The organism is Quyinboa sediminis (genome assembly GCF_042219855.1).
Lineage (GTDB): Bacteria > Bacteroidota > Bacteroidia > Bacteroidales > UBA5342 > JBHJHP01.
The window spans coordinates 130921-154671 of record NZ_JBHJHP010000003.1 but is presented as its reverse complement, the minus strand read 5'-3'; the positions used below and the strand labels follow the sequence as shown (position 1 = coordinate 154671).

At 39.6% G+C, this 23751-nt stretch carries 11 protein-coding genes; 10 read left to right on the top strand and 1 reads right to left on the bottom strand.

Annotated elements, in window-relative coordinates; genetic code table 11:
- The first annotated feature begins 324 nt into the window (after positions 1-324).
- From ACE1EF_RS08645 to ACE1EF_RS08600, 10 genes are all read left to right on the top strand, one after another.
- The gene (locus ACE1EF_RS08645; protein WP_375720248.1) at positions 325-1893 is read left to right on the top strand and encodes a hypothetical protein; all 1569 of its coding nucleotides are present in this window, start codon (positions 325-327) and stop codon (positions 1891-1893) included.
- A gap of 512 nt (positions 1894-2405) precedes the next feature.
- Entirely contained in the window at positions 2406-3959 is a 1554-nt protein-coding gene (locus tag ACE1EF_RS08640; RefSeq protein ID WP_375720247.1) for a S41 family peptidase, read from the top strand.
- Positions 3960-4243: 284 nt separating this feature from the next.
- Positions 4244-5806 carry a T9SS type A sorting domain-containing protein gene (locus ACE1EF_RS08635; protein ID WP_375720246.1) on the top strand — a complete coding sequence of 521 codons (1563 nt, stop codon included), beginning with the start codon at positions 4244-4246 and terminating at the stop codon, positions 5804-5806.
- Between the two features lie 191 nt (positions 5807-5997).
- Positions 5998-7698, top strand: coding sequence for a hypothetical protein (locus tag ACE1EF_RS08630; RefSeq protein ID WP_375720245.1), 1701 nt, complete (start codon positions 5998-6000; stop codon positions 7696-7698).
- A 58-nt stretch (positions 7699-7756) separates the two neighbouring features.
- Positions 7757-14569: a hypothetical protein gene (locus tag ACE1EF_RS08625; protein ID WP_375720244.1), complete on the top strand. Its 6813-nt coding sequence runs from the start codon at positions 7757-7759 to the stop codon at positions 14567-14569.
- A gap of 23 nt (positions 14570-14592) precedes the next feature.
- Positions 14593-16611 carry a fibronectin type III domain-containing protein gene (locus ACE1EF_RS08620; RefSeq protein ID WP_375720243.1) on the top strand — a complete coding sequence of 673 codons (2019 nt, stop codon included), beginning with the start codon at positions 14593-14595 and terminating at the stop codon, positions 16609-16611.
- A gap of 125 nt (positions 16612-16736) precedes the next feature.
- The gene (locus tag ACE1EF_RS08615) at positions 16737-17645 is read left to right on the top strand and encodes a hypothetical protein (RefSeq protein ID WP_375720242.1); all 909 of its coding nucleotides are present in this window, start codon (positions 16737-16739) and stop codon (positions 17643-17645) included.
- Positions 17646-17699: 54 nt separating this feature from the next.
- Positions 17700-18806, top strand: coding sequence for a PrsW family intramembrane metalloprotease (locus ACE1EF_RS08610; protein ID WP_375720241.1), 1107 nt, complete (start codon positions 17700-17702; stop codon positions 18804-18806).
- 46 nt (positions 18807-18852) lie between these two features.
- The gene (locus ACE1EF_RS08605) at positions 18853-19746 is read left to right on the top strand and encodes a glycosyltransferase family 2 protein (RefSeq protein ID WP_375720240.1); all 894 of its coding nucleotides are present in this window, start codon (positions 18853-18855) and stop codon (positions 19744-19746) included.
- A gap of 215 nt (positions 19747-19961) precedes the next feature.
- Entirely contained in the window at positions 19962-21284 is a 1323-nt protein-coding gene (locus ACE1EF_RS08600; protein ID WP_375720239.1) for an SPFH domain-containing protein, read from the top strand.
- A gap of 70 nt (positions 21285-21354) precedes the next feature.
- On the opposite strand, the gene ACE1EF_RS08595 is transcribed toward ACE1EF_RS08600, so the two are convergent.
- Positions 21355-23553, bottom strand: a complete 2199-nt coding sequence (locus ACE1EF_RS08595; protein WP_375720238.1) for a CotH kinase family protein — start codon at positions 23551-23553, stop codon at positions 21355-21357.
- Positions 23554-23751 lie beyond the last annotated feature (198 nt).

The window sequence follows — 23751 nt, the reverse complement described above, 5'->3', positions numbered from 1 at the left end:
AGCCAAGGTAAAAACCTCATAAGCTGTAGCAATAGATTGAGATAAAACCTGATTATTAAAATTGAACTTAGGATTTGATAAATTTGATGATCAATTATAAGAAAAACTTAAAAATATACGAATATTATGGCATATCCCCGGAATATTGTTAACAACATTCAAAATGATATACTGATTATATCTAATAGTGATTGACTACAACGTTCTGGTTAATGCTAACAAACTACAAAACAGCATATTTTTATTGATCATTGGGCTAATTCGTCAATTTGATATTTGAAATAAATTCGGTAATTCAATAAACCAATATAAAATATATTAATTATGAGGTTTACAATGCTAATAATACTTTCTTTCCTTGTATTCAATGGAATATTTGGTCAGGAAATAGCGGACACCTCTTCCTGTTTAGTTATCAGGGGTGAACAACTCAATGAACTTAGAACAATTGATTATAACCCGATCGTTAACGCTTTTCCACGTACCATTGACCGGCTAATGAGCGAAAATGTCGCCGTTTCTGATCGTGTACAACAACTATTGGAACAGGCCAATAATGCAAAAAAGAATCATGAAAAATATCTTGCCTACAGATATACATTAAAGGCAATCGCATTACACTACCGTGACTATAAAATTGAAGATTATGAAGTTGCTGGCGCATTACGAATAATGCCTCAACAAGGAATATCGGATCTGGAAGATACTATCACGATAAACATTGAGCCAATTTTTGATTTAGGGGAACCTTTATCAGGGACGTATAAAGCCCGGTTTATTTTAAGGGATAATGCCTGGAATGCCATTCAGAAATTTCAATTCAATATAGACAAGATCACAAACTATAATCTTAATATCCCTGTTAAACTGAAAGAAGAAGGTTTGTACTACATTGGCTATAAACTAATAACCCCGGATGGAGATTCTCTTCCTGAAGCGCCTTATACATTTTTGGCCGTCAAAAACCTCAATCAATTATATGCAAATACTGAAACTCAATTTAGTCGGATACAATTAAACGATGCTGACGCTCAAAACAAAACAGTAATTGAATCACTTAGTTATATGCAGCATAGTTTAAAAAAAGAACAAAATGGTTATGAAGGGTTTGCCAGAAATTTTCCAGCTATTGCAAGAATGCTATTTGTATGGGATAACAGAGCGTTCAAACAAGACTATATGGGGAAAATTAATTATCCAAATGATATTAATTTAATCCGGAAATACCTTTCATTACTTGAGAATAATGTAAAATTATATACATTGACTGGTGATTTAAAACAATCTGTTACAATAGATAATATTGATAACTACTATCGAATTTATATTCCGGAAAAATACCATCCTGAGAAAAAATATCCTTTAGTTGCGGTTTTCCCTATGGGTATGGAGGTTGATGCTTTTTTCAACAACCAGGAATTCCTGAAAAATAAAGCAGATGAATTAAACTGGATTATCCTGTGTGTGGGCAATTTCAGAAATAATGAGGATCGTGACTTGCAACTTTTCACCTCAATCGATAGGATTAAGAAATTATATTCCATAAATGATCGTGAAATTTTCCTAACAGGTGGTGGAAATAGTGGTGATTTAGTATGGCAGACCGGATTAAAATATCATAAATTCTTTAGAGCTATTGCTCCTATTGGGGGAACTGCTCTTTGGTTATCAAAAGATGAAATTAATAACAACACTGAATTACCTGTTTTACTTGTTACAGGTTCTAATGAGCATCAGGATATTTTAAATAATATTATTACGACAAAAAATTTAGCCGAAAACGTATTTGAAGACTTTAATTTTATGAAATTTGAAAATGCTGACCATATTAGTATTTGGGACTCAGCTCTTCCGAAAATAGTCAATTTTTTTGAATCAGTGAAGAATAACTAAAAGTACGAACTAACAACACGTGGTATAAGGTATGGCTGGGTTTGTACGCCCCGGGGCTTTGGAGCGACAAGGTGAATCCCGTACCAAATGAAAGACATTTAAACGGCATTTAATCGTCATTATATGACAAGGTTGTACTTCAGACCAATTGTTGAATTAACTAAATTTTAGTCGTATATTCATTCTAAAGTTTCGTTATTTGTAAAAATAGAAAGTTTGTAATCATTACTGTCCGGTTAAAAAACCAATATTAATTAAAGATTCTTCGCTTCATTTTATTACGCTCAGAATGACAGTATCTTAGGTTCAAATGGGGCTGGTGGATGGGTTGGTTTGTTCCAGATTCGAAAACCAACCCATCCACCAGCCTAACAGCCAGCAACTGCCTGTCATTCCGGGTGAAGCGAGGAATCTGTGAAGCTTTTACCGGACAACAGAAGTTTTAAATCTGTTTATTTTAACGAAGTAAATGGAAAAACGCAACTAACCTTCAATAGCTTAAATTTTATAAAATGAAGTGGAAAATCCGAATTACCTCAATCATTCTTGGTCTCCTCGTTATTTATATGATAGCAAGTGGAATGTTTACACTCACAGATATAATTTTTTTATACCTCTTCGTGTTGATTCCTACAATAATTGTTATAAGTATTGAATATTTCATCAGAAGGAAAATACGATTTAAGGATTTCTTAAAAGGTAAAGTGTTTGGGCATCTATTCACAATTTTATTTTGCTTTGGCTTTCTGGTCTATTATATGCAGGATAAGCCCATTTCAAAAAAAACTGCCATCAATGACTTGAATTATATGATTGGATCATTGGAACATATTCATCCGGATATTTACCATGTGATACCCAAAGATTCCTTCTTAATTGAATACAGCAATGAAATAAATAATTTACCGGAAAAGGTTTCTGAACTGGAATTTTTTAAAGTTTGTGCACGCTTAACCTCACATTTCAGGACCGGTCATACCAGACCCATGGAAAATCTCCTAGCGTCAAAATCTATGTTTCGAAGAACTTTCCCTTATAAAACAAAAATTATAGATGACAGACTTTTTGTGACAACTAATCTATCGTTGTTAAGCTCTGTTCCGCCTGGTTCAGAAATTATTGAGATCAATAATAAAGGCATTAAACAGGTCATTGATGAATGGAGTAAGCTGGTAAGCTATGAAAATGAAGCCTTTAGAAATTATCTGATAACCAAACCTGTCAACATCAGTATATGGAATAATTTCAAGCCTTTTAAAATTAAATACATTGAATATAACAGTAAAAAAATCCATGAAAAAACAGTGAACGGAAGTGTTGCCTCAAATATGTTTCATTTTTTTAAGTCAAAATTTCAAAAACCTCAAAAATTAATTTACAGGGAATTGACACCTGAAACAGGATATATTGGCTTTTTTAGCTGTATGGACTTAAAAAACTATGAAAGCTTCTACAAAACAACGTTCAGCAAATTAAAAAATAAAGGGATTGAACATTTAATCATCGATATACGGGACAATGGCGGAGGATATAATATTATAACAGCATGGCTTGAACAATATATTTTCAACCAACCGCATAATGATATTGATTCTGCAATTGTAAAAGTAAGTAATGAGCTTATTGCTACAGGAAAGGTGAAAAAGAAGTTACCATATATTAAAGATGCTAAGGCAGGGGAAACTTACACACTAATTCCGGGATTGCGCCAGTTAAAAGAACTTCCTTTACGATACAAAGGGAAAACATATTTATTAACCAATAACGGAACATTTTCCGCTGCACAGGGGTTTGCTTCAGCATACAGGTGTTACGGACAAGGCACCATAATAGGAGAAGAAACAGGTGGCGCAACCGTGAACTTTGGAGATGTGCACATATTCAGACTTCCGGATACAGGGTTAAAAATTATGACCTCATGGGAACAGGCATTTGGTGCTTGTGGTGCAGATAATCAACGGGGCGTAATACCTGATTTTATAGTAAGGAACTCAATAGAAGATGATATAAACCATACAGACAGAGTATTAGAGTTTACCTTAAATTTGATAAAAGATAAAAATTAAATACGTTCTAACACTTTGGTCATAGCGTCTGATCGTATCTTAAATAATGATTCAGCGTTTGCTACAGAAATTTTCGTCCTGGCCATTACATATCTACCCTGCTCCAACAAAGTTACACAAGGTCATCAGGAATATACACCAAATGTTTGTTTTTCAAACCAAACCGTATGTGCATAATGAAACGCATTTAAACGCTTCATCAAACTATATGTTAACCTGATTGTTTAAATACTACCGGCTGCTGAACGCAAAAGCCGGCAGTGGACATCATAAAATGCATTCTTATGAAAAAGCAATTACTCTTTTTATTATTGCTCCCACTCACTTTAAATGCACAACACCTCTTCGAAAAAGAACTTTATTCCCGATCATTGGTCAACCTGACGGATATGGTACAGCTTCCGGACAGGGGCTACATGGCCTGCGGTTATGCACAACCGGCTACCAGCGACACGGCCTATGCCATAGTGCTGAGAATGGACTCCGTAATGAATACGCTTTGGTGTAAAAGCTACAACATGTTGAAAAAGGATAACTTCCGGACTTTAACCAAACTACAGGATGGCAATTTTATAGTTGGGGGAACAACCAGAACTGATTTTTCAACTTACTACGGCGCCAGCATGTACAAAATTGATGGTGACGGGAATGTGCTGTGGCATATGCTATACGATAATTCATATGATGATGCCACCCTTGGTGTTTTTGAGCAGTCTGATAATTCGCTGGTCCTGATCATCCGCTATGGCGTATCGGGGAAACCCACAAAAATTATCCACACCAAATCAGATGGAAGCATACTAAACCAGATCCGCATAGCTAAGCCGGAATTTAACGGTGGACCTGTTCCTGATGATGTGGTAAGCGACGGAGCAGGTAACTTTTTCATCTGCGGAAACACCCGAAACACGACAACCAATGCATATGGCGCCTATATTCTGAGTACCGGAACAACGGGTTATAACTGGTTCAAAGAATATGATTTCGAAGGTCTTGATGCCTCAGCCACCAACATTGCAATGCTTGGTAATGGTGATCTGGTAATTTCAGGAAATATTGCGGATTCAGTAGCCACCAATGCAACCCACATGGTTTTCATGCGCGTCAGTGCTGTTAACGGTGATCCGGTCTGGACGAAGGAAATACAGCAGGAACCCGTCCAGATTCAGCAGGCCTTTGGCATCACAGCTATTCTTAATAACCAGATTTTAGTCTCCGGCAGAATTCTGAACTATGAGGATATCCGTTCATTTACACTCAAACTGGATGTGAACGGAAATATTATCTGGGCTAAAGAATACGGTAATGGTCCGTTTGCTTCCTTATCCATGCCAATGGAAACCGGCAGAAACACCTATCTTCTGGCAGGGAGAAAAACTGCCACAACAGGTCCTTATTTTATTGTTACAGACACAGCAGGGAATTCATCCTGCAATACATCACCTGTTGAATTTAAAACCCGTGATCTCAGCACAACAAGTTATGAAAGCACCCTGGAGCTTGATGATCCTGAACTGACGACTATGTCACCTGCATACGTCAGTTTTGAGCATAGCATCAATGTCAATACAATTTGCAGCAGAACGGTTTCAGTTCGCAATCCATACCAAAATACAGGTATCCATATATACCCTAATCCTGCAAGAGATGTCATAACCATTGATCTTCATGATCAGTTTGAGCCGGATGCAGTATTAAGAATATATAATCTTCAGGGCGTCAATGTATTTAAGGATGTATTAAACGCCCCGAATTCAACCTACCGGATGCATTTTAAACAGGGTGTTTATATCTGGGAAATAACGACATCTGATAAAACCTTAAGACAACGGGTTACGATCCATTGAGTTGCCCCATGTCCCGGTAAACATGTTTTTTCATTTTCATTAATAAGTATTAAATTTGGTTAAAATGTCATACATTTATATCAGAAAGTGGCTGGTATGAGCGTAAGGATTTTCAATCTGAAAACCATTTACTTGTACCTATACCCCTAAAATCCGGCATTTAATGCTGATATGTTGTAATTATTTATAACATGAAGATTAAAAACCTAAGGCTGTCGGACAGCCTGCTGTTATTGGCTTTTTTTTATTCGATTCAGATTATAAAGGCTCAGGACCTTCAGAATATTAAAAACGAAAAGCCGATAGACATCAAAGGTTCACTTGGTGCCTCTGCCATCCTTTACAATGTTGATGGCAAAACAGCTTCATTCGAACCTTTTTCCTACCTCTTCAGAGGAAATTTTGAAATTTCGGCATTTGGCATTTCAGCTCCGGTATCATTTCTCCTTACAGACAAACAAAGGGAATTTCGTCAACCATTGAATCAGTTTGGCATCACCCCGTATTATAAATGGGCGAAACTTTACCTGGGTTATCAAAGCCTGAACTGGTCAAAATATACGCTTGCCGGCCACTCCATCAGTGGAGCTGGCCTTGAGCTGACCCCCGGAAAATTTCGTCTGGCTGTTATACATGGACGCTTGTTAAAGGCCATTGAACAAAAACCGGATGATGACCTTAACAGTAAAGTACAGATACCTTCCTTTAAACGAAACGGCACCATAATCAAAGCTGGCTACGGGAGCAAAGATAATTTTGTGGATCTGTTATTTTTACGGGCTACGGATAAACTGAACTCACTGGATTCGGTGCCAACCAATTACAATGTTCTGCCATCGGAAAATATGGTAGCAGGACTGACCACGCATCAGAGAATAAGCGATCATCTGTTTTTTGAACTGGAATATGCGCAGAGCAGTTACACCGCTGACTTCAGAACAGCCATAAAAGATACATCGGGTGGTTTTATTGTAAATTCATTATCGGGATTATTTTCCAACAGAACCACCACGGAATTTGGTTCGGCATTTGAGTCCTCCCTGTCCTATCAGGAAGCAAAATACGGGATAAAATTCCGGATTAAACGGATTGACCCGGGATTCAGAAGCATGGGAGCCTATTATTTTCTGAATGACCTGCAGAATATAACCCTGGAGCCTAAAGTAAAGTTATTCAGCAATAAACTGAATATATCTGCCAGTTTCGGGTTTCAGCACGATAACCTGAAGGACACCAAAAAAGTGACCACAAGAAGAACCATAAGTTCCCTGAATATTTCAGCTTTACCGGCCAAAAACTATTCGGTATCGGCCTTTTATTCCAATTACGGCATCGGACAGAAATCAGGATTTTCTCCCCTGGATACCATGCTGGAGGTTTCACAGTCTACAAAGAATCTTGGGATCACCCAAAATTATATGCTTCAAAAAGAAACCATGGTTCATACATTTTTAATGAATTACAATTACCAGCAACTCACCGATGATAACGTGAACACCTCCTCATTTACAGATTTCAACACGTCGAATTTTATCCTTGGTTATACCTTCTTACTGACAAAAACAGGAATAAACACTGGCATTAACTATATCCATACGGCATTCAGCAACAGCCTGCAGAAAAATGTGTATAATGGTCCGTCCATATCATTTTCCAGGTCCTTTGCCAAAAATAAACTGAACCTGTCTGTGTCAGAATCTGTCATGACGGTTAAAATAGATGACAATAAGAACAACAGAATTTCAACCTTCAATACACGGTTGACCTACAGGATTAAAAAAAATCAGCGTCTGAGTGCACGACTTTACTTTCATAACAACAAGGCGTTACAGTCCGGATCAGGATCATTTAAAGAAACAAAAGGAGAACTGAATTATGTTTACAGTTTTTAGATTATTCGGCAACATAAATTATCGTAGCACATTACTACTGACCTGGATCCTTATTTCAGTGTCTCAAATCTACGGTCAGGTAACTGTAAGCACAACCGTGACCGGTCCTTTTTCTCCATATATGACCATTGAGGAAATCAAGACCCATACCATGGTTAATCTGAGCGCCGCCGGTTCAAACGATTGCCTCATCGACATGTCGTTAACCTCAGAGGAAAATGGCATCGGAATCACCTCATCCGTTAAATCAGACACCTATTATCCTTCCACACTGAACGGGATGAACGGTGACCTGGATAATCTTTTTTTTGTACGTTACCTGCAATTCAGCAACGATTATTCAAGAAGTGTTTACGATAATGGTCTGCCTCCCGGCACCTATCAGCTCTGCTTCCGTGCCTGGACTTACGACGGACCGGCACTTTCGGGAGAACCACCATCAGGATGCGCCACATTTATCATACCTGAACGAACTGTAAACATTACAACATCTTTTTCAGCACCCTACGACAAACCATTAAGTGATATCACGAATCAGCTTATGGTAACGCTAAATGCCAATGCAGAAGTTGAGCGCTGTTTTCTTACCCTTTCAATCAGCGGCGATAATGGCATCTCTGTTCAATCCACAGAAAATACGCCGGATTATTTCAGTCTGAACAGGTTTATACCCAAGGTCATTACCGGAGCTGATCTGAATAACCTGTTTTCAGAAACAGCACTTACATTTTCAGGTATAACCTCCCAAAGAGCAATGACGCGTGGTCTGCCTCCCGGAAATTATTCCCTGTGTTTCAGATTATGGTATGATGTTGGTGAACCTGCCACCGGTGAAGATCCGGTTGGCTGTACCAGTTTTACATTAGTGCCACCCAATGTCACCGCCATTACACAGGTTATGCCTTCGGTCTCGCCCCAACTCGCATCGATAGGAGAAAAAACCATGCTAACCCTTCAGTCAACTTCCAATGTGGAGGTAAAACTGCGCATGCAACTGGAAGGTGACAATGGCATTGTGATCACAACCCGCCCTGATTTTACACCATCCTCTTTGGCAGAGCTCACAGCCAACATACCGTTAGTTCTGACATCGGGTGAGCTGTATGAATATTTTGATCCAAACAACCTTGCTTTCACCGGAATTTCAGCCTTAGCGGTAAATTCAAGGGGACTGCCTGAAGGAAGTTACAGGGTCTGTTTCAATGTTTATGATGAAGAGGGCAATCAGATATCATCCTCATTTCCGGCAGGATGCAGCAACTACTTTACGATTGCATACCCCGAACCGCCACAGCTTGTCAGCCCTTTATGTGATGATACAATACCGGATAACGGGGTACAGAATATTGTATTTAACTGGACACCATCTCCCGGTGCTCCGGCATTTACACAATACACCCTCCGGATTGCCGAGATTTTATCAGGTAATATGGCACCGGGAAAGGCACTACAAAGCGCTCCCACACCACCATTCTTTGAAACAGAAGTCACAGGGACATCCTTTTTTTACGGACCGGCACAACCCTTACTGGAAACCGGTAAACATTATGCCTGGGAAGTTATTGCACACGACGAAGAAACAGGAACAAAATTCAAAAATAACGGACACAGTGAACCCTGCAGCTTTATATACGGGAAATCTGGAGAGGGACTGTTTTACAATCCGGATATTATCATAGCAACACAGAATCAGGTTCCTGACGTCAAGAAAAAACAACCCATTACAGGCAATCTTCAACAGGTTCCATATGCCACTGTTTCCGGCCGGTTAAATTACAAATTCTACTCACTGGTTCCGCACATCCAAAGCGGTGGTGATCAGAGCACTTCACAACCTGCTGATGTCTCATCTGTGATGGCAGGTAAGCAACAACAGGGTGCCGAAAAAAAACAAATTCCTTCTGATTCTAAAGAAGTCATCAACTACAAAGATATCTACGGGCAAAATAATGCGTCATCGCTTACCTATTCTGAAACGATTAATCAGAGTAACCTGCAATACAGTCAGACACCGGGTGTATTTATTCCGGGTCTTCCGCCCACTGATCCGGCGATATATACCGACGGTTATCTGAACACCTATGATTCCAAACCGCTGGGAGGCATTAAAATAAGCCTTAAAGAAATGTATTTACTTGAAGATGCCACACTCGGGAATACATCATATGAAGCCGGCAATATGATAATAACCAACGATGATATTCCCGGTTTTGCAAAGGAGGCGGGAAATACCTTCTTCCCTAACCTGAACAAAACCCTGGCAACCACTACAACGAATGCCGACGGTTCTTTCTCCTTTACCTTTGTTCATACCGATGAGACCGGTATTGTTACCGACAACTTTGAATTTACCGTATTAAAACCGAATCAGGATCAGTTTAGTCCTCCTCAGTCCATAACCCTTTTTAAGGGACGTTTACACCGGGTATTACGATTAGTAGTTGAAAGTCCGTATTACTGCAGTCCTGATGTCAACATCAAGGTTCAGCCCAATTCATCTGTTGATATCGGAACACTGGTGTCCTATGTTCAGAGTTATAACCTCAAGGTAAAGGTGTTGTCTGTTAACAGTATTGCCAATCAGGCCGCCGGACAGGGAAAATCCATGGGCGGAGTGAATGTGACCGTACTCAGGCGTTACGACCGTGATAATGAAATTCCTGAAGACGAAGGAGCAGCCGAATCCAATAAGAACAAAACTGTTCAAACCTCATTTGGCACATACCCTGTGATTTCAAAGGGAGTTACCAATGCAGACGGTTATACTGTGTTTGGAAGAATGGTCCGTCCTGATAAAAACACAGACCGGTATTACGTTTGGGTTCAGACCAATGACAATAAAGGATTTTTTACCTATAAGTCCGCTTATCAGATCAATCATGATGTACCTGCAGACAAATACCTTACCAACAGTGATTATACACTTAAAGCATATAATTCTGTGGTTCATCTGATCCCTAACAATCCAAGAATAATTGGCAGGGTTCAGGATGCGGTTTATGATCAGCCCATTCCAGGAGCCGGAATTGTGTTGCGTTCGAAATTTAAAACAGAAAAAGAACCATCCGATAACTGGATTGAGCAGGTCGCCGATTTTGTAACGGATAATATAAATGAACCGGAATTCACGATAATTTATGAATCCCGGACGTCGGATGCGGACGGGTACTTTGAGTATAACAATCTCCCCATACAGGAAAATGAAGCGAATGCCCTAATTGGGCCACAAAGACGTTTGTTCGTATTTAAAACAGGCTATAACAGTTATACCAATCCGGCATCAAATGATGATTTAATTTTGAAACGAGGTGATCAGTTAGATCTATTGAGTAGTATTAAACTTCAACCTAAAGGAATTGTTTACGGACAGGTGACGGATGAAAAAGGAAATCCCGTAAAAGCCAGGATAAAAACGCCCAATGGTATAGAGGTGGAAACCCAGACAAAAACAGTTATTTCCGGAACGATAGACAATGGAACCTTCCAGTTCCATCAGAGTGAAGAATTCGCGGTCTATCTTCCTTCCGGTTTTAATGAAGTTACGGTTCAACCCTTAAAAACGAATGCCTACTCAACTGAAGTCTTCCAATTAAATGTAAAAGACAACAACGACACATATCTTCCGGAACCACTGAAAGTTCATAGTCTGAAACACAGGATGAGAATTTATGTAACCGGTAAATCGACGAACTTCCTGAAGGCTGTTCCCGGGTCCAAAGTTACCATACTCGGCACAACATTAGTGACCAACCAATATGGCTATATAGAATATGAATTTAAAAACCTTGATGATAATTTCGGGGTAAAAATAGTTCCTCCCGAAGATGTGTTGTTATATCAAAAAACAGTAAATCTTTCCAACAACAGTACAAAGGATTATGTAACATACCTGGAAATTCTCCCTGAAGCCACCCGTATTCAGGGGAAGGTAACCCTGGGTAAAAACAAGAGTCCGGTTAATGAAGCGAGGGTATTTGTAGATAACGGGGCTAACAGCATTCCGAACCAGACTTACACAAACGCGGAAGGGCTTTACAGTCTTAAGGTTCCTCTTTTCCCGGAAAAGACAGGTGAAATCATCTCAATTGAAAACGCATTTCAGAATTACCTTGATTCCAAAAAGGTTAGTTTAAATAAAGAGAAGACACAGAGCAGCAATAGTGAATTTATGGAATTATCGGTTCCTGCCCAGATCAATACGCAATACAATTCGGTATTTATTCCAGATAACTCCAATTATAAACTTAAGGTAAATGCCGTAAAATCATCGGCACTGGTAACCACAGTTGGCGATTATAAACTGGTTGGCATTCCGAACACCGATTCTGTCAACTTTAACCTGAAAGTTTATAACAACATGAACATAACTGAAATATTGGGCATTCCGGTTGAGATCATGGAACTTAAAGAGCTATCACCAACGCAGATTGAAGTTCATGGCAATTTTATTTCGTTGCCTTCAAATGATAATTTCAGTTTTAGTAATGATCCGGAAATATTACCATTCGGGTGGACAAAACTCATGCCGGATACCAGGATGGACAGCCTGAATATCCCCTATGCCAAACCGGTTGGCGGACAGGTAAATACGAAAATGCCTGAATTGTATACCGATCTTTATCACACATTTATGTGTGTTGGCAAACCGGTAAGCGGAAACCTGGTAAAAGTATCCTCCGATAATACAGGATTGGGGTATATTGACGGTAAGGTTAAATTACTGAAACAATCCTTTAGTCTTGACCAGGGAGATATTGAAGGAAACTTTACTGATAATTTATGGTTGGGAAACCAGGGATCGACCTCCCAAACCATCAGGATGTTCCGTTCAAAATATGCAGCAGCTCCGGAGAAAAAAGGATACCGTTTAGCAACCGCGGATAATAAGGATTTGGCATTTAAACTATTTGGATTTGATGTGACAGCCAATCATACCACATCTGTTATCCTGGATGATCATATCACGTTGCCTTTAAAAATGAAACTGAATCTTCCCTTATCCGGAAATCCGACTATTGACCTGGGAGAATTAAAAATGACACATGAAAAGATCTTCCCTCTGGATGGAAGCTCACCGCTGGAAATACCCCTTGAGAAATGGAAGTTAAAAATTGACAAATGGTATTTTACATCTTCCTCAGGTGGAATAACAGCCCCAAAAGGAATTATTAATGCGGAGATTTTGGATATTCCGGTTGAAGATCTGCTGATACAACCCGGACAACTGGATATCGGTCAGGCTGTACTTGATAACTTCACCTTATCCAAGGTTGTGAACCTGAACATCGACAACAACACTGTTAACTTTAATTTTGGTTATGATGGCAGTGTGGGAGAAAATAAAACCGGACACTACGCTATGAGTCTGATTGGGAAATACGATGCACCGGCTGCTACCTTTGGTGGTCTCCCGGGCATGAAACCTTATGACAAATTTACATTGCAGTCCATTAAGCTGTTGAGTAATGGCGAAAAAATGCTGGGTTTTGGAATGACTACAAATCCTGTAATTTTTTATGATGTATTTAAGTTTACGCCTATCGGCATTGCTGTTTATGATAATTTCTTTCAGCTGAACGGCAGTGTCAATCTGGGTATTCCAAAACTCAGTACAGGATACACAGCACTCATGGATATTTCCAAACCCGGAACGGATATTAAACTTAACCTGCATCCTATCCCATTCTATTTCGAAGGCAAGGGACATGTACAATTCATTGCAGGAAATAATCAGACCCTGAATGAAAACGGCTTTATCGCAGACGGTAAAGTCACAGATCCCGAACTGTTCAGTCTGAACGCCAAAATATACAGAAAGAAAGGTGCAACCACAAAGATTGATGTGATTCCCGGGCAACAGCTTGCCATAGGAAGCGGAAATACAACCCGTCTTGAAGATGTATTGGGGAATATGCACGTCAATGCGGCAAATACGGATTGGGGCTACTTTACGTTCAATGGAGATCTTGAAGGCACACCCGGAATTACAGATGCCTACAAAAGACTCACCTTTACTGCTTTTGGCGCTGTAAAAGCCGACAACCAGCAACTGGGTGTCAGCAATATGGATCTCCCGTTTGGGAATATTGAAATTACCTACGATTTTAAAGCCTCGCGCTTACATGGTAGCCTGAATGTAAAAGGTAAAAAATTTGGCGGACTTGGGATTGAAAGTGCCAACTTCGAAATGCTGGTAGACTCCAAAGGATGGTATTTCACCGGTGGTGGTGATTTCGGTGTTCCTGAACCTATCGGTAATATTAAAGCAGGAATGATCATCGGAAGTTATGCTGAGTTTACCCCGCTTATGGAAGATAACCTGATGCAGTATGCCTACAATAAACATCTGCCGTCCACTCTTGTAAATGGTGTAAACGGGTTCTTCTTCACTGGTCAGAAATCCATCCAGGTACCTATTCCGTCATACAACCTTGAACTACTTGTAGGATCTGTTTCATTCGGCGCAAAAGCGGGACTGGATGCACGGCTCTGGATGAGTTTTAATGATAATATGATCTTTGGAGCCGGTGTGATGGCTTTTGCCAAAGCTTATTTTACGGCCAGTTCCATGTTGTGCACCGATCTGAGTTTTTGTACCGTTGCTGAAATGGGCGTTGACGGCTGGTTTGACACCGGATCAGGCACATTCGGCATCAATGGCTGTGGCAGTTTAAATCTGAATACACATGTCAGCCAGTGTACCGGGGCTAAAAAGTTCGGTGTTGGGATTTGTATAGATCCCTGTCTGAACATTGATATTTCAGAGTCCCTAAAACTCAATGTCAGTTTTAATTCAGGATCCGGAGCGGACTACAGCCTTGGCTGGGGTTCCTGCAGCGGTAATAATGTGAAGAGGGGAAATTGCAAATAGTTCAACGATATAACATCATGAAAATGAGACACTATAAAATGCTGAGAATAATGAAGGTTTCTATTTTAACGCTTGTCCTGCTGATTATGAATAGCTTTTCGTACATGAACGGACAATCCGACTCTGATTTTGTCACACCAACGCCACAGGGAAATTTTATTTTTCTGGGCGATAAAATACCGGTTCAGGGGCAATACATCGTTGAACGAAGTAAAGGAACCGAAGAAAGATTTACAACAATTGGGAAAGTACAACTTTCAGGCAACAGACAGGACTTAAACGATAAACTTCGTGAGAATATCTCACTTTTCCCCGTTTTTTCGGAAATTTTAATGGTATACAGCGATTCCGTCTTCAACTATCCCGATACACACAGCGACATCTCAATGTTCAGGTATAAGGTCTATCCTGCTGCATTGCTGACCCTTGGTGTAGCATTTCTTGATGCTGAGACTGAACCAGGAAAATCATACCGCTACCGGGTTCATTACGAGGATACAAACGGAAACTCAGAAGAAGCAAAAACCAGCACTTCGGTTGATCCGAAACAGGTTCCGGAGTTTGTCTCCCTGAACTATTACGGTATAAATGAAGCAGATGACAGGATTGAAATAACCTGGTATTTTTTTCGTGATCAACATAAAAACGAGATGGCCAAACTTAACAGCTTCAGGCGCATTTACGGAAAGGGTGAGTTTCTTCCCGTTCAGGGCACAACCGGAATAGGCAACATAGAAGGTGATACCGTTTTTGTTACACTCACTGACACAAGCATTGTACCCAATTCGATGTATGAATATACGGTTGCTCCGGTGGATCTATTCGGGAAAACGGGGAAAAGCTGCAAGCCGGTCATGGCCAACAGTTTTCAAAAAGTACCGGATATCAGCTTTCGGAAATTAGAGGCTGTTTCCCTGAAAAAGGGATATGGCATACGGCTGAGCTGGGAACTCGATCCGGTTCCTTTAGCCAGAAGTATCTGCATTTACAGAAGTCAGGATTACGATGGAAACTACGAAAGACTAGCCGAAATACCGGTGCAGGACACCGGTTATACGGATTATGTGACAACGGCTATGGAAAACTATTACTATTATCTTACTGTAAATACCGCCATTGGCGAAAGTCATCCCGGAATCAGGTTTTCGGGTCTGTACAAAGGTTCCGACATACCTTTACCTCCCCAGATTTTTTATGGTGAACCAGTAAGTAGAGGTGTCAAATTATTCTTTACCAGCGATGAAGAAAATGTGAGTGGATTTTATGTGTACCGTGCTTCAGGCTATATGGATACCCTGCAACAAATTTCGGATCTGGTTTTAAAAACCGATTCATTCACAACTTACATTGACAGCAGCAGGTCACTTTCCGGGAAGTTTAGTTATACCTATGCGGTAAAAAGTGTAAACGATGTATATGAAACCAGCGAATTTACTGAAAAAATCATGGTCCGTCCGGGCATTCCGACACACATAGCCAATCCGGGAAGATTGATGTTAAGTGAAATGAAAAATGGCATATCACTCAGCTGGGAAGATCTTACACAGCGTGAAAATGCGCTTGGCGGCTATGAGGTCTTCAGAAAAGACGCATTAAATAAAGAATTTAAATTGATTTACAAACAGTCTCCAGGAACCGTAATGAACTATTATATGGATACAACCGTCATTCCGGGTCATCAATATACTTATGCGGTTAAGGCGTTCAATCTTTTTGGTGCCACCAGTTCATACAGTAATTCAGCCACAACAACATTCCGGGATGTAAAACCGGGAATTCCTTCCATGCCGGAATTGCAAACCCGTGATCATGCCATTTTAATTTCATGGGGAGCCGTTAACAATCCTGACATTGAGCACTATCGCATTTACAGGTATGAGACAAACACCAAACCTTTTATACTGGAAGAGACAGATTCCAAAACGCTGAGTTTTATGGATAAGAATGTAAAACAAGATGTGCTTTATTTTTATTTCATCACAGCTGTCGACAAGTACGGCAGGGAGAGTAATCAAAGTAGGATTGTGACCCTGGAAATGTAGCTAAAAGCACACAAAATGAAATATACTTGCAACTGATGCATCTTATTATTACTTTTAGTCTGATCCATTGCGGGTAAATCAACGGCAATAAAAACTGTCCCTTTGTTGTTCTAAAACTGTTTGTTTTGAAAAATACAGCCTTACTCTTCATCATAGCAGGCATAATGCTAAACTCCTGTGCGGGTCTGCTGTTTGATGGCTATACCCTGATGAATGTTGAGTCAAAACCTGATTCAATATGGATAAAGGTGAACAACGATACTTCAAACTGGAAAAGAACACCAACTTTTATTGAATTTAACAGGCATAAAACGCCCTTACGCATAACAGCAAAAGATGATTCTGTAGAAAGAAACATTAAAATACACGATGATTTTGATACAAAGTTTAATTTTGATCATCTCTTAATTGATCTGGAAAAACCAGGTGGGAAAGGTTATCACATTTTATATAAACCTGAAAAGCATGAATTAAATTTCCTGCTTTCTGTTCCTGAAGGAAATTTATTTTATGTTTATTCCGGAAGTGATTACAAAAGCTTTAAAGGCTTCCTGGGATTATCACTCGGACTTGAATATTATTTCAGGGACAAGCAAGCAGTTAATGCTAAGGTGGGAGTTTTAGGTGATTTTATATTACCTTTCCCGGCTCCTTATGACGAATACGGGCCAACACAACATGTTTCCGCTTTTTTCAGCGATTTTACCATTTCAAGAGATCTTTACAGGCTCCATTACGGAATCGGCATGCATTATTTTCAATCCTATTTCCGGCGCAGTGAAATCGTGGAAATTGCCCCTGACCTGATCAATTACGGATACCACATAGAAAGACAAAACAGTATTGGTCCCGCATTAACCGGATACTACAGGATGTCGCCAAACTTTAATATCGGGTTGAATTATTACCCTTCAATGTTTAACTGGGATCGCCATGAGTTTAATGTACACTACACACACTTACTGTTTCTTGATCTCATCTTTACGATTAATCTGTCTCATTCAACCAGAAAATTCAGGATTTTCCGGCACTGATTGACAAAAAATAAATACCTTGAGCCCTTTAACCATGTTTAACCTTAATCTGTAATGAATCTCCAGACCATTGCCATTATTGCACTTGCCACACTCATTGGAATTGCATACCTGTTGCGGGTAAGAAGTTATGACATTTATGAAAAGGAACCCCTTTCAAAACTTTTGCTCGTGATGTTCGCAGGGGGATTTATTGCTGTTATCAGCTCATTTGTTTTTTACAGTTTCACACCCGTACAATATAATTTCTTTGACGCCATATTCAAAGTCGGAATTATTGAGGAACTCTCCAAATTATTAGCCCTTATCATTGTTTATTTCGCTATAAAAAAGGAGTTTAACGAAATTGTTGACGGGTTGATTTACATAACAGCAATATCGCTTGGATTTGCGATTATTGAGAATATTATGTATGCTTTAAGCTATGAATCCCCATTTACCATTTTATTCCAACGATCAATATATGCGGTTATTGGTCATATTTCCTTTTCCGGTTATATGGGCATTGCTTTTTACATTCATAAAAGGATCCATAAAAACTACACCGGTATTATTTTTTCAGTTATCGTCGCTGCATTCGCTCATGGCTTCTACGATGGCGTACTGTTCCATCATGAACTGAATTTCCTTTTCCGGTTTATATTTATAGCTTTGGTCATTTTACAGTTTACGGTACTCAGGGCAGCACTTGGGTTTTCAGAGTTCCGAGTAAAACTAAGCGGCGAATCCTTTAAAACAGCAGATCAAACTGTATTTCTGTATTGCAATCACTGCGATAAGACCATTAAAACCAAACAAAAGGAATTTCATGGTATAAAAACAGGCATTTGCGATGATTGTGGACAATTTGCATTTAATACCGATAATGTTAAGCACCTGTTTAAGTACGCACGACCTGTTCTGCGCTACAGAAGATATATCCGGAAAATGCAAAAAAAAGACCGGATACAGTATCTTGATGATCAGCAATCCATTGCCTACAACACACACAGAGCCTGTTTAAGTGCTGATATGGATATACTTGGAGAATGGCTGGAAGCAGAGAACATATCAGATCGGAAAGCCTTACTCAACAAACCTATAATTGGTTATATTTTAAAAGGTATCGGGCTTGGCTCCTACACTAAGGAACCCGATAAGCCCAAAGTAAGCATATCGTGATGATGCACATGATATAATTCCTTATCTTTCGGACTTTCTATGTATCATGCTTTCGGTTTGCATTCCCATATATAATTTTAATGTGTGTGATCTGGTACGCACACTATCTGTGCAGGTGGAACAACTTGATGTACCCGCAGAGCTCATTCTGATTGATGACTGTTCTTCGGATATATTCCGGATGCAGAACGGGAAATGCTGCAACAAGCATACCTACCTTATGCTCGAAAAAAATGTTGGCAGATCGGCCATACGCAACCTGTTTCTTAAGCATGCGCAGAATGAATATCTGCTGTTTCTGGATTGTGATTCTATGATCATTTCAGATGATTTTCTAAAAAACTATATAGCTGAATTTGAGCATTCCAATCCCGATATTATTTGTGGTGGACGTGTGTATGGCGATAAAAAACCGGACCGGTCCAAAATGTTGCGATGGAAATACGGAATCAAAAAAGAGAGCAAACCGGCAGCGAGCCGTTCAGAGCATCCCAATGCATCTTTCATGACCAATAATTTTGTGATCACCCGAAAGCTGTTTCGGGAGATTCAATTTGATGAAAGACTTAAGGAATACGGGCACGAAGACACCCTGTTTGGTTTTGAACTGAAAAAAAGAGGGATTCAAATCAAACATATTGAAAATGCCATATTGAATAACGATCTTGAATATAACCGGGAATACCTTGATAAAACAGAAAAAGCGGTGCAAAATCTGATCCATGTAATGGCCTTTACCCAAAACGATCCGGAACTCATAAGGGACATAAAACTGTTAAACGTATATGAAAAACTGAAAAAGTTCAGCTTCCTTATATCGCTGCTTTTCACCATAAGCCAATCGCTTATCCGTTTTTTACTGACCCATGGTTATGTCAGTCTTACTCTTTTTGATTTTTACAAACTCGGCATCTTAAACCAGGCTATCAAAAAGCATTAAGGAACTTTTACAACATATTTCATATCGCACTTGCCCGGAGCAAACGCCAAAGAACAGAACCACTTATTTAAAACGGGAATAAATTATTTATCCGTGTCACCACCTGATAAAATTTGGATTATTTTAGTGACCGAATGATAAGATTATCTGTTGAATGATATTTAACCTGTTAAAAACTATCAACTAAATATTATTATTAACCAAATTAACTAACTATGATCACGTTTTTAGGATTTATTGTATTGGTGGCTGGCCTGTCCGCCCTGGTACTTTCAAAACTTGAAAAGCAGGAAAAGTTGCCGGGATGGTTAAAAGGCATCAGGAAAGGACCTGCTTATTTTCTTATTGTCACAGGTATTTTTTTAATGTTGTTAAAATCCCTTTTCTTTTTTGCAGACAGAGGTTACAACTATTTATTGGTTTATCCCAGTGGTAAAATGAATGCCGAAATGGACCAGGGCATTAAATGGAGAGGTTTTGCTAAAATAGACAGATGGGATAAATACATCGATGTCAAAGTCGTAGATGAGAAATCTGACATGAAAGACATTGATGCTATTGAAGGTATCATGCAACCCATACCCATCAGGTTCATTGACCAGGTAACAGCAACAGCCAAGGTATCTGCAAGGTTTCAGCTTCCAAAATCAGCGGAGCAGTTTATTTCGCTGGCCGTTGAATTTAAAAGTCTGGACAATCTTATACAAACCACTTTAATTCCGACGGTTAAAGAGGTAATGTCGAATACCGGTTATATGTTTGCAGCCCAGGACTATATCTCAGGTGAAGCTCAGAACTTCAGGACTACATTTGAAGAACAGCTGAGTGGCGGCTCTTACAAAGTAAATAAGATTACGTCGTACGATACTATTTATGCCGATATAGACAAACCAGAGGAAAACAGGGTAATTCAGGGCATCAAAACAAATTATACAGTTAAGAAAGTTTTAAAGAATGGCGTGCCTGAGAGAATACCAAACGAAATAACAAAGAACGGAATTATTGTATCCCAGGTTATTGTCGATGACATTTTCCTTGAAACCACATTTAAGCAAAGACTGGAAGCACAGAGAGATGAATCAGCTAAAAGACAGTTAGAACAGCAGAAGATTAAAACAGCTAAGGATGCCCAGGCCAGGATTATTGCTGAAGGTGAAAGAGACAAGGCTGAGGAAAGGGTAAAACAGGAAAAAGAGCAGGTTAAAACGTTGATTGCCATTGAAACAAAACTGAAGCAGGAAGAAACCAATAAAAAACTGGCTGCTATTCAGCTTGAAACAGAAAAACTTGCTTCACAGAAGATAAAAGTCAAAGCGGATGCTGAAGCCTACGAGATTTCCAGAAAAGTAAGTGCAGGTATAACACCTGAAGTCAAATTGCAGATGGAACTGGACCGGGACGTAAAGGTTGCCGCTGAAATTGCAAAAATTAAATTTCCTGAAACCATGATAATGGCCGGTGATGCAAAAGGCGGTACACCACTGGAAAGTTTGATTGGTGCAGCGATGGCCAAACAGCTGCAAACAACGAAGAGATAAAAGTATATAAATTCCAGTATAATATATGCCGGACAGTTTGTTGCTATCAGAAACAAATCTGTCCGGTTTTTTATTGCCTTATTATTTTACCTGTTTTAAGCATCTGGTCTCCTACCCTGATGGAATAAAAGAAAATATTACCGTCTGATCCCAGATTCTTAGTTGAAAAATCAAATGCATTTTTCCCTGATGTACAGAATCTGCGTTGTTCTGAAACGACTTGTCCAAGAATATTCCTGATCACAACGACGGCATCAGCACCAGACTGCAAGTCAAATGAAATAGTAAATCTGTCCTTAAACGGATTCGGATAAACCGCCACACTATTTTCAGGTACATACTGTTCTTCAATACCATTTGGGAATGCCGCTTCAATGGCATTAATCTGCGTATCCAACCAGTCAATCCGGTCACTTAGCCATGTTTTAAGATGGCTTATCTCATTCTCATAGGTTCCACCGACATAAGGATTTGGCCAAATATAAGTGCCAAGAATAGGATATTTGATAAAATTCCGTACCTGGGCATCCCTTAATTCATAGGCACAGGAGTCCAGAAAATTATTAAGTGAATCTTTGTTTAAAACACCTTTTCTCAGTTTTTCCCAGCGGTACTTCAGCAGGGTTTCAAAATAAGGGTCTTCCCTGAACCGATCCCACCAGAAAGGAATCTCATTCCCCTGGTCACCTGAACCGATGCCATTTGGCTTGTCATCCGATGTCCAGCCGGTGGTAATGTCGCCACCGTAAAAATTCGCATTCCCGAAACAAAGATTATAATCCCAGAAAGGAGACATGGTAAGCTTGCCCCCCTTACTATCCTTGTCTTTATGAAAATAGACACTTACACGATAGCCGTCAATATCTTTACTCAATTCAGTAATTAAAAAATAATCGATAAATGATACTACATCGATATATTTTCTGTAACCCATATCAGGATCTTTAAAATCGTCACTCTTCAGGGCATCCTCAAAACTAAAGATGTAATCTCTTATATAATTGCGTTGTGTATCGTTAATCTCATCATATTTGGGATCAACATAAGAAAAGGTAACCGGATAGGTACCTGTACGTCCGATATACGGTGAATCAAAACTGCCATCCTGATTCCTGTCAATACTCATGATATAGCCTCCGGTCAGTTCATCCCCGGTAATATCTTCCGGCTTCAGAGTAGCAATATCAACCCGGTTTTTATCAATCTTTATTTTTTCAACAAAAACGTAAACACCGCGGTATTCGCCATTTAGCATTACCTCCACAAACCTGGTGTGGGGATTCCATTTACCCATGCTGTTGCCGATATGATAGGCCAGAACATTTCGCATCAGTGTTTTATCTGAATATGGTGCATGTAATACCCAGTCGTTTTCCTCCGGCATGCCAAGCAGTTCAACATTGTTATTGGATTCATCCTCCAGGCGTGTTTCAACCGTATAACTTTTTTTAGGGAACATCTGAGCCGTATTTCCCCTGATCTCTATGCCGACCCAGCCATTGTATTCATAATTCGTATCATTGAAACTATTCAGTCCGCTGGCATTGTTAATGACCTGCATTTCAGCCATTATTTTGGGTTCATCCGGAATAGCGTTGCCCTGTGTATCAAATTTTATCAGTGGAAGATTACTCTGTGCCAGTTCCACTGGAGGTTGAAACCAGTCAGGAACCGGGTGAAAAAGTATGGCATCTCCCTTAATCTCTGCATTAAGAAAAACCCTGGCCGACATGTCCGATGAGGAAGTGCTCCAGTTGATAATCTGGACAGCCAGTATATTTTCGCCATCAACCAGAATATCCGGGTTCAGTGTGACCCTTTCCGGCATACCTCCGGAATAGAGCTGTGCCTCATGATCGGTACTCATACTGCTGGTAAGTCCGATAGCACCATCCGGCAAATTGGGAGAACGCCCGATTTCAATTCCGTTCAGAAAAGCCACATAGGCATCATCATAATCAATATCGAATAAAAGATTGAAAAGTTCTGTTGTTGCCGGCAGAGTGAATTTTTTTCTGAGATAAAACGAAGTTCCGGTTTCTATAATGGTATTATCATCCTGGTCCCCGAAACCAAAACCACCCTGACCACTGCTCCACGATGAATCGTCATAGTTCAGCTGGATCCAGTCCTGGGAAGGTGCTGCATCCGGCGCAAGGTATTTAAACGCATCCGCTTCAGTTACTATGCTTTCCCAATGGGTCTGACTCCAGACATTACTGACAAAAGATACCAATAGCATGGACAAAATAAGTACGTATTTTTTCATCTTTAAATAACCTGTTTTGAGATTTCCTTCATGTGTGAATGCAGGGAAAGAATATCCACCAGACAACACAATCACCTTTACCAGATACAAATATAACACCTTACCTGCTGAAATTAAAGCAATTATAAATTTTAATTCCCTTTTAAAGCTTTTTTACCTGCTTATAAAACCTCTAAAGCCCACATTTTCAACTATATT